Source organism: Corynebacterium massiliense DSM 45435 (genome assembly GCF_028609805.1).
Classification (GTDB): Bacteria; Actinomycetota; Actinomycetes; order Mycobacteriales; family Mycobacteriaceae; genus Corynebacterium; species Corynebacterium massiliense.
In genome coordinates this window covers 206,650-220,451 of record NZ_CP063189.1, presented here as the reverse complement: position 1 = coordinate 220,451, position 13,802 = coordinate 206,650, and the positions used below count along the sequence as shown (strand labels likewise).

The following is a 13,802-nucleotide window of genomic DNA, read 5'->3' as shown; positions in this document are numbered from 1 at the left end:
CTACTTCCGGGAGCCTGCCTTTACCACGTTCTTGGTGCCCGGGGAGGGCTTCTTCCGCGCGGAAGTTTTCCGCGTGGATTTCTTCGCGGACGACTTCTTCGCCGTCTTTTTTGCGGTCTTCTTGGTCGTCTTCTTCGTCGCCTTGGACGTCGACTTCTCCGCGTTCTTGGCGCGGCGCTCGGACAGCAGCTCGTTGGCGCGGGCGTCGGTCATAGCTTCCGGCTTATCGCCGCGGCGCAGCGACGCGTTGGTCTCACCGTCGGTGACGTACGGGCCAAACCGGCCGTCCTTCACCGTCATTGGCTTGCCCGACACGTCGTTGTCACCGAGCTGCTTGAGCGGCGGCTGCGCGGCCGCGCGCCCGCGGCGCTTCGGCTCCGCGTAGATGCGCCGCGCCTCATCGAGCGTGATGGAAAAGATCTGCTCCTCGTTGGCCAACGAGCGCGAATCGTTGCCCTTCTTCAGGTACGGGCCGTAGCGGCCGTTTTGTGCGGTGATCATCTTCTCATCGCTCGGGTCGACGCCGACCTCGCGCGGCAACGAGAGCAGCTGGAGCGCCTCGTCCAAGGTGACCGACGCGGGATCCATGGACTGGAACAGCGACGCGGTCGCCGGCTTGAGCTTTTCCTCCACCAGCTGCGCGATCCGCTTTTCCTTCTGCTTCGCCGCGGTCTTGGTCTCCCAGTTCTTCTTGCGCTTGCCCTGCTCGGCGCGCTCGGCATCCTCGGCCTCGCGTTCCTGGGCGACGATCTGCTCGGCATCGGCCTCGGCGCGCTCGCGTTCATCGTCACGCACCTGCTCGGTCACATACGGGCCGAAACGGCCCTCCTTGGCCACGACGGTGCGGCCATTGGCCGGGTTCTCCCCCAGCTCGCGGCCGCCCTGCGGGGTGGCGAACAGCTTTTCCGCCAGCTCCTCGTTGAGCTCGTCCGGGCTGGTGGACTCCGCCAGGTTGGCGCGCTGGTAGACCGGCTCGCCGTTCTCCTCGCCCACGCGGCGCTCGATGTACGGGCCGTAGCGGCCCACGCGCACGAAGACGTCGCGCCCCTCGGAGTCGGTGTAGAGCTTCAGCGAGTTCACCTTGCGGGCGTCGATCTGCTCCAAGTTCACGTCGATGACTGACTTCAAGCCGCCGTGGCGTGCGATGGACACCGCAGCGCTGTTGTCGTCGTTGGAGCCGAAGTAGAACCCGTTGAGCCACTGGGTGCGGTCGCGGTTGCCCGTGGCGATAGCATCCAGCTCGTCCTCCATGAGCGAGGTGAAGTCGAAGTCCACCAGCTCGGAGAAGTTTTCCTCCAAAAGCCCCACGACGGCGAAGGCGACCCAGGAGGGCACCAACGCGTTTCCGCGGGAGACCACGTAGCCGCGATCCTTGATGGTCTTGATGATCGACGCGTACGTCGACGGGCGGCCGATACCCAGATCCTCCATCTTTTTGACCAGGGAGGATTCGGTGTAGCGCGCCGGCGGGTTGGTGGAATGCCCCTCGGCGGACACGGAATTGGCCGTAAGAGCAGCGCCCTCGGACAGCCGCGGCAGGCGGGCCTCGGAGTCCTTCTTCTTGCCACCTTTCGACCCTGTTGCCGAGTCCTCGTAGGCGCGCAGAAAGCCGGGGAAGGTGATGGTGCGGCCGGTGGCGGTGAACTCGACGCGCTGGGCGGAGTCATCGCCCCGCGCGGAGGTCTCCCCCGTGACCGTCACCTTCATGGACGTGCCCTTGGCGTCGGTCATCTGGGAGGCCACGGTGCGCTTCCAGATGAGGTCGTAGAGCTTGAATTCCTCGGCATCCAGCTGGCTGGACAGCTGGCCCGGGGTGGCAAAGTTCTCGCCCGCCGGGCGAATGGCCTCGTGGGCCTCCTGGGAGTTTTTGACCTTCCGGTCGTAGATGCGCGGCGAATCCGCCACGTATTCCGCGCCGTAGATGTTGGTCGCCGCGCTGCGCGCCGCCTTCAGCCCCTGCTGGGACAGCGAGGTGGAGTCTGTACGCATGTAGGTGATGTAGCCGTTTTCGTACAACCGCTGCGCGATGCGCATCGTGCGCTCGGACGTAAAGTGCAGGCGGCGGCCGGCGTCCTGCTGCAGCGTCGAGGTCATAAACGGCGCGAAAGGCTTGCGGGTATACGGCTTCTCCTCGACGGAAGCGACGGACATCTCCGCGCCCTGCAGCCCGCCGGCAAGTTGTTCGGCCTGCTGCTTGCCCACTACGACGACGTCGCCGCCGTCCCGCGAGGCCTTCAGCTCGCCGTCGTCGCCGAAGTCACGTCCGACGGCCACGCGCTTGCCGTCCAGGCCGGACAGGCGGGCCTCAAAGGTGCGCGGGTTCTCGGCGCTCGCGTTGGTGTTTCCGGTATCGAGCTCGGCGAGCAGATCCCAGTACTCGGCGCGCTGAAACGCCATGCGCTCCCGCTCGCGCTGGACGATGACGCGGGTGGCCACCGACTGCACGCGGCCGGCGGACAGCCGCGGCATGACCTTCTTCCACAACACCGGGGACACCTCGTAGCCGTAGAGGCGGTCGAGGATGCGGCGGGTCTCCTGGGCATCGATAAGATCGGCGTCGAGCTCGCGGGTGTTTTCCGCCGCCTCGAGGATGGCGGACTTGGTGATCTCGTTAAAGACCATGCGGCGCACCGGCACCTTCGGCTTGAGCACCTCCAGCAGGTGCCACGCGATGGCCTCGCCTTCGCGGTCGGGGTCTGTGGCGAGGTAGAGCTGATCGCACTGCTTCAGCTTCTTTTTTAAGTCGGCGACCTTTTTCTTCTTATCCGGGCTCACCACATACAGCGGGGTGAAGTCGTCGTCCGGATTCACGCCGAGGCGCGCCCACGACTCCTTCTTAAACTTGGCGGGCACGTCAGCGGCGCCGCGGGGCAGATCGCGGATGTGGCCCACGGAGGCCTCCACGATGTAGTCGTCGCCGAGGTAAGGCTGAATTTTCTTCGCCTTCGTCGCAGACTCGACAATGACCAGCGTCTTTCCCTGGCCGGCGTCGGATTCTTGCGCCACTTCGAGTTCATCCCTTCCCGATGATGCGAGCGTCAATGCCTTGACCGTTCAGAGGGCCGCGTTGTCCCAGCGGATGCAGCACCGCGGGAAGCGGGCACGCACGTATTTCCAGCGCAACGGCGAGCCGTAAGTGCCTACTATCGCAGCCCATTCGGTGATCAATTGCCACTAGGGTACACAGAACAATCACATTTTCTAGAACGCGGTATTAGATAGGCCCCACTGCGCGGGGTAGGCCGCGCAATTACACTGTGCAGTCTGGGAGACCAAGGGAGAAGGAGGACGCGCGCGTGGTAGAGGCGTTAACCGGATTCTTCGAGTCCTTGATGGGCACTCCCTGGATCTACCCGCTGGTCGCCCTTTTGGTCTTCATCGACAGCGTCGTGCCGGCTTTTCCGGCGGAGGTCTCGCTCAACCTCGCGGGCGCGTGGTCCGGCGCGCGGGGCGTACCCCGGCTCAGCACACTCATCTGGGTCACGTGCGCCGCCGCGCTGGTGGGCGACAACCTGTGCTTCTTGTTGGGCAAACGGCTGATGCCGCAGCTCAATCGGGTGCGCCGCGGCACCAAGGCGCATCGGGCCTTGATGTGGATCAAGCGCAACATGCGGCGCGGGGCGGGCCCCACACTCATCATCGCGCGGTTCATCCCGTCCGCCCGATTCTTCGTCAACATCCTTTTGGGATCAATGCGCTACCCGTGGGGGCTTTTCCTGCTGTTCGACACCGCCGCGGTGCTGCTGTGGGCCCTGCAGGCGCTTTTGACCGGGTATGCCGGCGGCGCGCTATTTTCCGATAACCCGCTCCTCGGGCTCATCACCGGCGTGGCGATGGCGTTCGTGGTCGGCGCCCTCATCCAGAAAGCGCAGAACCGCTTCTGGGACTGGCGGGACGCCTCGCGCGGATACGCGGAGACGCCCTAGAAAGGCGAACTACTCGCCGACGACGTTCTGCGCCTGTGGGCCCTTCGGGCCCTCGCCGACCTCGAAAGTCACGCGCTGGTCTTCGGTCAGGGTGCGGAAACCCTTGCCCTGGATTTCGGAGTAGTGGACGAAGACGTCCGCGGAGCCATCGTCCGGGGCGATGAAGCCGAAGCCCTTTTCGGAGTTAAACCACTTCACGGTTCCTTGAGCCATTTCTTTTACCTCGAATCTTGGTCGTTCCTGGGCCACCCAGGATGTATCTGTTGTGCCAATGTGGGCGGCTGATCTTCTGGAGGCCCTCGACAGGTCGCGGGCGCTCGCCGTAATCCCCTCGCGAGCACACCTGCTAGTGGTAAAACTGCGCTAAGAAACCATCAACCTCGCCCCACAGTCTGGCACGTTTTATTCCCCAGCGGTAGGCCGCCGCACTAACGTGACAAAGTTAATGAGCACCATCCGCACAGCTGTCACCTAGAAAGGGGGTAACCCGGCGGTGGCTTACGACCCGACCCCGGACCCCGCCCCTACACCAGCAGCGGGGACGGCGAGTGCTGCCGCGAACGCCCTCGCCGACGAGTTGATGGAATCGGTCGAGCGGCGCTTTTCCGAATCGGAGTGCACGTATTCGACCACGCTGCCCCCGCGGGGTTCGCAGACCACCGACTGGCCCGAGTGGGTGCTGCCGGAGCTCATCGCCACGCTTGCCGATGCCGACATCGCCCGCCCCTACACCCACCAGGCCGCCGTGGCGGAGGCCGCCTGGGCAGGGCGCGACGTCGCCGTGGCCACCGGCACGTCCTCGGGCAAGTCGCTGGGCTATCAGCTGCCCATCCTCACCCGGCTGACCGAAAACCCCACCGCCTGCGCGCTGTACCTTACCCCGACGAAGGCGCTGGGCTCCGACCAACTGCAGGCGGCCACGCGGCTCATCCAGGCGATGGAGCGCCAGCGCGGTGGGAACAAGCGCGGCACAGCGCCCATCGTTCCCGCCCCCTACGACGGCGACACCCCCACCGAAGCCCGCGCAGGCATCCGCGAGCAGTCCCGGTTCATCTTCACTAACCCGGACATGCTGCACATGTCCGTCCTTTCCGCGCACCAGCGGTGGGCACGGGTCCTGCGCCACTTGGAGTTCATTGTCATCGATGAGGCGCATTCCTACCGCGGGGTGTTCGGCGCCAACGTCGCCCTGGTCTTGCGGCGCCTGTTGCGGCTGTGCGAGCACTACGGATCCCATCCAGTGGTGATTACTGCCTCGGCCACGATGCGCGCTCCCGCCGCCCACGCGCGGCGGCTGACCGGCCGCGATGGCGCGTCCAGCGCCGGCGGCGCATCCGGCACTGAATGCGCGGTGGAGGTAACCGAGGACGGCGCCCCCACTGGGGCTCGCACCGTGGTGTTGTGGGAGCCGGGGTTTATCGAGGGCGCAGAAGGCGAAGGCGGCGCGCCGGTGCGGCGCGCGGCAACCACGGAGGCAGGCGGCATCGCGGCCATCTTTATCGCCCAGGGCGCGCGCACGCTAGCGTTTGTCCGCTCGCGGCGTTCCGCCGAGACTGTTGCTCTGCGCATGGCCGAGGAGCTGAGCTCAATGGGCCGCCCCGACTTCGCGCGCCGCGTGGCGTCCTACCGCGCGGGTTATCTGGCCGAGGACCGGAGACGCCTAGAGGCAGCGCTTGACGATGGCTCGTTGCTCGGCGTGGCCACCACCTCCGCGCTGGAGCTGGGGATCGATGTCGGCGGGCTCGACGCGGTGGTCACCGCCGGTTTCCCTGGCACAGTGGCCAGTTTTTGGCAGCAGGCTGGCCGGGCAGGCCGCCGCGGCCAAGGCTCCGTGGTCGTGCTCGTCGCGCGCGACGAACCGATGGACAACTACCTAGTCCACCACCCGGAAGCCCTGCTGGGCCGCCCGGTGGAGGCGAGCGTGTTCAACCCGTCCAACCCGTACATCTTGTTCGGGCACGTCTACTGCGCGGCGATAGAAAAGCCGCTCACCGATGCGGACGTAAACGCCCTGGGCGCGCGGGAGGTCATCGCGGAGCTGGAGCACCAAGGGTTAGTAAAGCACCGCTCGCGCGGCTGGTACCCCGTGCCTCGGCTGGACGCCGCGCCCGGGGAGCTCACTCCGGACACGGCCCACGCGCAGGTCTCGCTGCGCGGCGGGGCGGGCCAGGAGGTGATGATCGTCGACGCGAGCGATGGGCGCCTGCTCGGCACGGTGGACGCGGCGCGCGCCACCAGCCAGGTGCACCCCGGCGCGGTGTATCTCCACCAGGGCGAGTCGTTTGTCATCGAGGACCTGCAACTGGAGGACTGCGTCGCCCTCGCCCACCCGGAAGAGCCCGACTACACCACCGTGTCCCGGTCGACGACCTCAATCCGGATCTTGCACAGCCCGCCCGCCGACGGTCTAGTGAACTACTCACCGGGACTGTGGGCGGCGTACGTCGATGTCGAGGTGATCGATCAAGTCACCGGTTACATGGTGCGCTTTGCCGACGGGACCGTGGGCGAGGACGTTCCCCTCAACATGCCGGAGCAGCGCTTAGTGACCAAGGCGGTGGCCTACACCGTGGATCCCGCGGCGCTGAAGGAGATGGGGATTTCCGCCGGGGACATACCCGGTACGCTGCACGCGGCGGAGCACGCCGCCATCGGGTTGTTGCCGCTTATCGCCACCTGCGACCGGTGGGATATTGGCGGCGTATCCACCGCGTTGCACGAGGACACGCAGATGCCCACGGTCTTCGTCTACGACGGTCATCCCGGTGGCGCGGGGTTTGCGGAGGAGGGGTTCCGCCGCTTTCCTGAGTGGATTGAGGCGACCTTTGACACAGTGCGGTCCTGCCCGTGCGAGTCGGGGTGCCCGTCGTGTGTGCAGTCACCGAAGTGCGGCAACGGCAACAACCCGTTGGATAAGGCGGGCGCGATCAAGCTCCTGGGTGCGCTGGTCACGATGACGGCCGGCCACGCGGCCTCCTGAACCCGTACTGCGCCCCTAGCCGCGCTGCACGTCCCTAGATCCGCCCGGCCCGTGCGGCAGCTTCCCTCCCGCGCACGACGGCAGTGACCACCACGTCGTCGCCTTCCGGCACGCACGCTTGCAGTTGACCGTCGTTCATGCCGGCGGTGTGCCGGGCCGCGCTGCACGCGTCCTCGCCGTAGGCCAGCGCCCACGCCCCGGCGACCGCGGAGAGATCCGCGGCCACCTGAGTGCGGTGCTGGGCGACGGCCTGGCTAGACGCCGCGGCAACGACGAGCAGGAGCCCCGAAATCGCGGCGAGGATCCCGGCCGTCGCCACTGTGGCGTAGCCGGCCTCGGCGTCCGCGCCGCGGACTATTCGCACCTTGCCCGTCCACGCCTTTATCACCGGGTGCTCCCGACGTTTTCGGCGGGAAACAGTGCTTCGGCGTGCAGCGTGCCCACCATGGTCTTGACCCCCACTGTGGCGCGGACGACTCCGCCCTCTTCGCCCACGTGGACGTTCATGGTGTCGCGCGGCGGCTGGAACTCAACGCCGATGGCGTGCGCGCGGGCCGCCGCCCCCGCCGTGTCCACGGCGGAGATGTATGCGGCCAGCGTGGCAATGGCACCGATCACTGCAGCCGCCACGATGACCAGACTGCTAAGCGCCAGTGCCGCCTCGATGGTGACCGATCCTTCGTCGTTTCCCAGGCGCTCCAGTCGTTCCAGTCGCCGCACCGTCATGGTTCCTCCTTTCCCGCGCTTAAGCGCGCTGTTGCGTCCCGCCGCCGTGTGCGGAAGCGCGGTTTAGCGTGGCGTGTTGGACAGGGCGTCGGTGATGATGGACTCGATTGCGTCGGAGACGCCGCCGGAGTTGATAACGACGTACAACACCGCAGCTAGTGCGGCCGCCGCAAGCGAACCCATGGCGTACTCAATAGTGGACATACCGTCATCGTTGTTCAGTTCCATCATTTTCTGACGCAGGCGAACGTAGGTGTACATGGCAGATTTCCTCTCTCGATGTGTGTTTTTCGGTGTGTTTCAGGTCTGTTGTTAAAGCAGTTGTGAACTCAGGCTGATGATGATGGGGACAAGCCCCAGGACAATGAATGCGGGTAGGAAGCACAGGGCTAGCGGCAGCGAGATGAACACCCCGGCGCGCTCGGCGGCGACTGTCGCGGCGGCTTCGGCGTCATCGCGCAGCTTGTCCGCTATGGCCGCGCACCCGGACGCCACCGCGGCGCCGGACTGCCCGGAGAGCGTGACCGTGCGCGCGAGGTCTTCCAGCCCCGGGATGCCTTTGGCGGGAGCCCACGCTTGGTGGTCGGTGGTTCCGACCCGCAAAAGCGCAGCGATGTCCCGCCAGGGGCTGTGTTCGGGGTCTGCGACTTCGCTGACCGCCGCGGCCGCTTGCTGGGTAGACAACCCAGCCTGCAAGCATGCAGCGAACAAGGCGATGTCCGCGGCCGTACCCAGCGGATCCGAATTGGCGGCGCGGGTGCGCTTCAGCCACCCGGCCCATGGGCCGGCTCGTACCCGCGCCCACGCTGCGGCCATGAACCCTCCTTGCGGGGCAGGGCCGCGATTGCTCCGCGTCCGCGCCACCGGAGGCGGAACGGGGATAAGGAAAGTGGCGGCAACAGATAGAACGGCGAGAACACTGAAGCTCATTTATCCCGCCGCCTTCCGCATGATGGCCTGCGACCAAGCGAATCCACCGCAGCTCAGCGCCACCCCGAGGACCAGGAGCAGACCACCTATCCCGCCGCCGAAGAGCAGCGCGAACGGGCGAGCGCCCATCGCACCTCCCAGCGCGAGGCCCGCGAGCGGCAGCGCGGTGAGGACAAGCGCGGTAGTCTGCGGGCCCTGCAAGCTCGCGGACGTGGCCTGCCGGTGCCGCCGTTTATCCGCCAGCCGCTGTTGGTACTGCCCGATAAGCTCCGCCAAGGCGATGCCGTGGCTTTCCCCCATCGCGCACATGCGCGCGAACCCGTCCAGATATTCCCCTGCCCCAGTCAAGCTCTTAGCGAACGACCCGCCGCGGTTCGCCACGATGGCCGCGGTGTGCAGCTGCTCGTACAGCCGTGCTGTCGGACCGGCGCCACGGGAGCCGCGTTCCACCGGGCCCGCGTCGTCGGTCAAGACCTCTAGTGCGCGTGTCAGTGCGCGCGGCAGGCTCGTCCCAGCCCGCAGGTCGGAGCCCACCGCGCCCAAATAAGCGATCATCGCCCGTTCTTCCTGGCGCCGCTTCCGGTCGCGAGCGAATCCACGCACGGTCCACCCGATGGTGCCCACCGCGAGCGCCGCGGCCACCACGATGCTCACACGCCCGATGAGGAGGAAAGCGAAAACCACCACGAACACGGCTGTAATCACCACTGCCCCGCGGCCGGCGACACTGTCCGCACCCGTAAGACCGCGAGCCCGGTCGCGGGCAATGCTGCGCGCTGGTTGTCCGCACAATACCGCGGCGGCTAAAAGGCACAGCGCTATCACGGGCGCGGCTAACGAGGCGGTCATGACGCCACCTCCCCATCGGCACCTAACCCGGCTCGCCGAGCAAGCTCCGCGAACCCCGGCTGCGGCCCATTGTCGCGTGACCACACCACAGCCGCGGTGACCGGATTGCCCGTCAGCACCCCAATTTCTGCCAGGTGCCGCACCCCTTCCCGATCACGCTCCATCGTGAACACGACGTCCACCGCGGCCGCGAGCTGCGCGTGCAGCGCGTCCCTGTCCATTCCCCCGAGAGCGGCGAGCGCCTCCATGCGCGCGGGGACTTCCTTGAGGGAATTCGCGTGCAGGGTTCCAGCGCCGCCGTCGTGACCGGTGTTGAGCGCCGCGAGGAGGTCGCAGACTTCCCGGCCGCGGATCTCGCCGACCACGATGCGGTCGGGACGCATACGCAGCGACTGCCGGAGAAGTTCCGCCATGGTGATCTCCCCCTCGCCCTCCGCATTCGCACCGCGCGAGATGAGTGAGACCGTGTGCGGATGCTGTGGGCACAGCTCCGAGGTGTCTTCGATAATGAGGATGCGCTCGGTATCCGGAACTGCGCCCATAAGTGCTGATAGCAACGTCGTCTTCCCCGAACCGGTTCCGCCGATGACGAGGAAGGAGATGCGCGCGCGGACTATGCCCGCGAGCAGTTTGGCGATGTCGTGGGGAACCGTCCCGTTATCCGCCAGCGCCTGCAAGCTCGCCCGCTGTTGGCGCAGTACGCGCACGCTCAGGCACGTCCCGCCTTCCGCGGGTGGTGCCAAGACTGCGTGAATGCGCAGGCTCGTCCCGTCGGGCCGCGGCATGCGCCCGTTCGCGAACGGCTGGGCATCGTCAAGCCGGCTCCCGCACCCCACCGCAAGCCGGGTGGCCAAGCGGCGCACCTCCGCGTCGTCCTGAAAGGTCACCCCGGCCGGCTGCAACCCCTGCCCGCGGTCCACGAACACGTTCTTCGGCCCGTTGACCACGATGTCGGTCACGCCGGTGCCAGACAGTAAACCGTCCAGCTGCCCCAGCCCGTGCGTCTCGTTGCGCAGCTGCCGGAGGATGGAAAGGACCTCCGCGTTGCTGATGACCCCGGCTTCTTCCCGGATGCGGGCGACTAAATCGTTCGGCGAGTCAGCCAGCTCAGGCTCCGCGGCGAGGACGTGTTGCAGCCGGTCGAACAGCTCAGTGGAGGTGGTCATGCCGCGTACCCCACCGTCTCCAGGACGCGCTGGGCGGCAGTGTGCAACCCACGCGGCAGGCGCTCCGGCAGGCCCGCAGTCTCCATCGCTTTGGGCAGACGTTTGAAGTGCGGGATGACGGCGACCGCATCGACCCGCGTGAGCTCTTCTACTTCGGCAACGCTCATGCCCGACCATCCGCGGTGCCGCACGACCAGGCTGCACGGGATCTTATGGGCTTCTAGTTGCGCGATGAGCTGCGCGGCCCGGGCGGTCGGGCGCACCTCACTCGCCGTGACAACGATGACGTGCTGGCACGCTCCCGGCACCATCGACCCCACTGCGGCCGGATCGAGCGCGGGCATATCGATCACCGCTCCGGCGCCACCTTCAGCCAATGAGGTCACCACCGCGTCCACGGCGCTGCGGTCCAGCCGGAAAGAGTCGGCCACCCCGCCGCTCGCCCGCGCGGCGGAGAGCACCGCGATGCCATCGGCAGTCGTGGGCAGGGCAGCCCGTAAGTCCGCCGCGCTGATAGCGGCTCCGCCGGACTTTGCTTGCCCGCCCACGTTGAGATCCGGCCACCGCGCGCCGGCGGCGTATTCGACCCCGAGCAGCAGGTCGAGGCCGCCGGAGGCGTCGACCGCGTCCACCAGCGTGACCGTTGACTGCCGGGCCATCACGCGAGCGAGCGCCGCGGCGAACGTGGAGGTTCCCACCCCACCGCACGCGCCGACGACTGCCACCGGGCCGCAGGCAGCAGCGCGCCACGCCGCGGGCTCCGCGCCTGCCGCACCCGCAGCTTCCACACGTGCGGAGCAAGCACCGGCAGATGCCCCGCCTTCTCCACGCTCCCCGCCGCCGAGCCGCGCTCTCCCGGGCCTCGCACCGTCCGTCACGCCGCTGGCGTTCGTTCCCCGCCGCCCCGCCGCGGTAGCAGCGGCGAGTCCTGCAGATCCGCCATCGGCCCTTAAATGCTGGGCGCTACCTAGCTCTTTGAGAAAGTCCTCCGACTCGGCCGGCAAGAGATACGCCTCCTGTGCATGGGCGCGCATGGCGGCCTCGAAGTCGATCGCTTCCGCGTCGGTGGCGACGAAGTAGATGCCGTCGTGCCGTCCAAGGCTGGATACGTGCGCGGCGGTGTTTTTATCCACCACGACGGCGCCCGCGCGCGTGACAAACGCCGCGATCTCCCGCGGGTCCTCACAGGCGATGACCTCCTGGCCCGTCGCGGCAACGACGTGGGAGGCCTCCGCGCGCAGACTCGCGTCGGTGACTGCGACGAGAGCGAACTGCGGGCTGGCGGTGGCGAAGTGTTGTGCGTTCATGTCTCACAGCGTTGCCTACTCGGCCCGCCCTGCCTAGGCTTCCCGCGACTGCCTGTGGATAACCCTCCGCAGGACTCACTTTTTTATTGATACATCACCTAAAACCGGCGGTTTTCGGCCAACTTATCCACAGGGCGTGACAAATCCGCGCCCCACAGCGATAGATCCCTACAGAAGCCTCCCCGCCTCACAGCCAGCAGCGTCCAGCACACGCCAATGCCACATTGGCCACATTAGTAACTTGAGACAACCTACGACCCAGGATTTCGGTCTAGAATTCGACACGTATGAACCCCCAGAACGAAAACGCCACCACCGCCGGCAGCGCCGCGCCTGCCCCCTCACGCGGTGACGCCTCCACGCGCGTTGGTGCCTTTTTCGATCTGGACAAGACCATCATCGCCACCTCGTCGGCCTACGCCTTCGGCCGCGAGTTCCTGCACAACGGCCTCATCACCCCGACGGAGGCCCTGCAACTGTCGCTGGCCAAGACGAGCTATATGTTCGCTGGCCAGTCCAGCGAGCAGATGGACGCCACCCGCGATCAGCTCATGTCGATGGTCGCCGGCTGGTCGGTGGAGCAGGTCCGCGACATCGCCAAGGACACGCTCCACAACGTGGTCACCCCAGCGATTTACGCGGAAGCCCGCGACCTCATCGCGCAGCACCAAAAGGCGGGCCACGAGGTGGTCATCATCTCCGCCTCCGCACGCATCTTGGTCGAACTCATCGCCCAGGAACTCGGCGTGGAGCACGTCGTGGCCACTGACCTGGAGACCGCCGATGGCCGCTTCACCGGCAACGTCCTCTACTACTGCAAGGGGCCGGCGAAAGCGGCGGCCATCGCCACGCTTGCCCGCGATCGGCACATCGATCTGTCCGCCAGCTTCGCCTACTCCGACTCCGCCACCGACATCCCGATGCTCGAGGGCGTGGGCCACCCCGTGGCCGTCAACCCGGATCGGGCGATGAAGAAGCATGCCTTAGAACACGGCTGGGCCATCGAGAGCTTCCGTAACCCCGTTCCGCTCTTTACGATGCCGAACGCCAAGGAGGTAGGCATCGGCGCCTCCGTTCTCGCCGGCGTCGCGGCACTCATCGCCGGTGGCATCTGGCTCGCGCGCAACCCGCAGCACGCGGTTCTGCCGTGGTTTAAGCAGCGCCCCGCGTAGACGGGAGAACTTACGCAGCCTTCGCGATCCCGTCGGCCTCTTTCGCACCCGCCGCCCAGGCGTCGAGCTGCTGGGCGAAGAAATCGACCTGGTGTCCCGCCACATACCCGGCGAGCAACCGGCGGTACTCCGCGCGGTGGCGGTTGAGGTAGGTCTCCGGGACCGCGATGCCGCGCGGGTCGAAACCGGTGGCCACCGCGGCCAGGCGTGCCGCCGCGTGCGCAATCACCACGCTGCGCGGGCCGAACAGCTCCCCGCCGGCGATCTCGGCGTGCACAACCGCCGGCAGCAGCGCATCGTAGGCAGGCCCATCCGGCCGCGTGACGATGATCCGCGCCACCTCCTGCAACCGCCCCGTCTCCCGGCTGGGCAGCCCGGTTCCGCCGGCGAGCACGTCGAGGCGGGCGATTACCTGCAGTGGCGCGCGCACGAACGTCCGCACGCTGTCGTCGAGGCGATCCGGCGCCAGCACGCTGTAGGCACTGATCGCCCGCGCGAGGGAAGAATCGGCGGCTGGCTCGGCATCGGCAAGCGGAATGCCCCCGCCCTCACCGAGGGCGACCGCGGCCCGCGCTCCCCGCAGCACCGACTCCGAAGAGACCACATCCCCGCGGCGCAGAACCGCCGGGCGGCGATGCGCACGGGCGATGGCGCTGCGGGCGGCATCGACTCGGTCCTGCAACTCCGGGAACGTGAGTAATGTGCCGAACGGATCCTTTCCTGACATATCCATTAGGATATCCGTG

Annotated in this window: 13 protein-coding genes; 3 read left to right on the top strand and 10 right to left on the bottom strand. The window is 67.1% G+C overall.

The window, feature by feature from the left end:
* Complete coding sequence (topA, locus tag CMASS_RS01065) at nucleotides 1-3,006, bottom strand: type I DNA topoisomerase (protein WP_022863555.1); 3,006 nt, start codon at nucleotides 3,004-3,006, stop codon at nucleotides 1-3.
* Nucleotides 3,007-3,296: 290 nt separating this feature from the next.
* On the opposite strand from topA, the gene CMASS_RS01060 reads away from it, so the two are divergent.
* Entirely contained in the window at nucleotides 3,297-3,926 is a 630-nt protein-coding gene (locus tag CMASS_RS01060) for a DedA family protein (RefSeq protein ID WP_022863554.1), read from the top strand.
* Between the two features lie 9 nt (nucleotides 3,927-3,935).
* Here CMASS_RS01060 and CMASS_RS01055 read toward each other — a convergent pair whose 3' ends face one another.
* Complete coding sequence (locus CMASS_RS01055; RefSeq protein ID WP_022863553.1) at nucleotides 3,936-4,139, bottom strand: cold-shock protein; 204 nt, start codon at nucleotides 4,137-4,139, stop codon at nucleotides 3,936-3,938.
* A 367-nt stretch (nucleotides 4,140-4,506) separates the two neighbouring features.
* Here CMASS_RS01055 and CMASS_RS01050 point away from each other — a divergent pair, with 367 nt between their 5' ends.
* On the top strand, nucleotides 4,507-6,906 hold the full coding sequence (locus CMASS_RS01050) for a Zn-binding domain-containing protein (RefSeq protein WP_022863552.1): 2,400 nt from the start codon (nucleotides 4,507-4,509) through the stop codon (nucleotides 6,904-6,906).
* Between the two features lie 34 nt (nucleotides 6,907-6,940).
* Here CMASS_RS01050 and CMASS_RS01045 read toward each other — a convergent pair whose 3' ends face one another.
* From CMASS_RS01045 to CMASS_RS01015, 7 genes are all read right to left on the bottom strand, one after another.
* Nucleotides 6,941-7,294: an Rv3654c family TadE-like protein gene (locus CMASS_RS01045; protein ID WP_022863551.1), complete on the bottom strand. Its 354-nt coding sequence runs from the start codon at nucleotides 7,292-7,294 to the stop codon at nucleotides 6,941-6,943.
* On the bottom strand, nucleotides 7,291-7,632 hold the full coding sequence (locus CMASS_RS01040) for a hypothetical protein (protein ID WP_022863550.1): 342 nt from the start codon (nucleotides 7,630-7,632) through the stop codon (nucleotides 7,291-7,293). The genes CMASS_RS01045 and CMASS_RS01040 overlap by 4 nt, the downstream gene beginning before the upstream one ends.
* A 63-nt stretch (nucleotides 7,633-7,695) precedes the next feature.
* Nucleotides 7,696-7,893, bottom strand: a complete 198-nt coding sequence (locus CMASS_RS01035; protein WP_022863549.1) for a DUF4244 domain-containing protein — start codon at nucleotides 7,891-7,893, stop codon at nucleotides 7,696-7,698.
* 51 nt (nucleotides 7,894-7,944) lie between these two features.
* On the bottom strand, nucleotides 7,945-8,448 hold the full coding sequence (locus CMASS_RS01030) for a type II secretion system F family protein (RefSeq protein ID WP_051126870.1): 504 nt from the start codon (nucleotides 8,446-8,448) through the stop codon (nucleotides 7,945-7,947).
* A 114-nt stretch (nucleotides 8,449-8,562) separates the two neighbouring features.
* Nucleotides 8,563-9,411, bottom strand: coding sequence for a type II secretion system F family protein (locus CMASS_RS01025; RefSeq protein ID WP_022863547.1), 849 nt, complete (start codon nucleotides 9,409-9,411; stop codon nucleotides 8,563-8,565).
* Nucleotides 9,408-10,577 carry a TadA family conjugal transfer-associated ATPase gene (locus tag CMASS_RS01020; RefSeq protein ID WP_022863546.1) on the bottom strand — a complete coding sequence of 390 codons (1,170 nt, stop codon included), beginning with the start codon at nucleotides 10,575-10,577 and terminating at the stop codon, nucleotides 9,408-9,410. The genes CMASS_RS01025 and CMASS_RS01020 overlap by 4 nt, the downstream gene beginning before the upstream one ends.
* The gene (locus CMASS_RS01015; protein WP_022863545.1) at nucleotides 10,574-11,884 is read right to left on the bottom strand and encodes a CpaE-like family protein; all 1,311 of its coding nucleotides are present in this window, start codon (nucleotides 11,882-11,884) and stop codon (nucleotides 10,574-10,576) included. The genes CMASS_RS01020 and CMASS_RS01015 overlap by 4 nt, the downstream gene beginning before the upstream one ends.
* 287 nt (nucleotides 11,885-12,171) lie before the next feature.
* On the opposite strand from CMASS_RS01015, the gene CMASS_RS01010 reads away from it, so the two are divergent.
* Entirely contained in the window at nucleotides 12,172-13,056 is an 885-nt protein-coding gene (locus CMASS_RS01010) for an HAD family hydrolase (RefSeq protein ID WP_022863544.1), read from the top strand.
* 10 nt (nucleotides 13,057-13,066) lie between these two features.
* On the opposite strand, the gene CMASS_RS01005 is transcribed toward CMASS_RS01010, so the two are convergent.
* A complete protein-coding gene (locus tag CMASS_RS01005; protein ID WP_022863543.1) occupies nucleotides 13,067-13,789 on the bottom strand; it encodes a hypothetical protein in 723 nt (240 codons plus the stop codon).
* Nucleotides 13,790-13,802 lie beyond the last annotated feature (13 nt).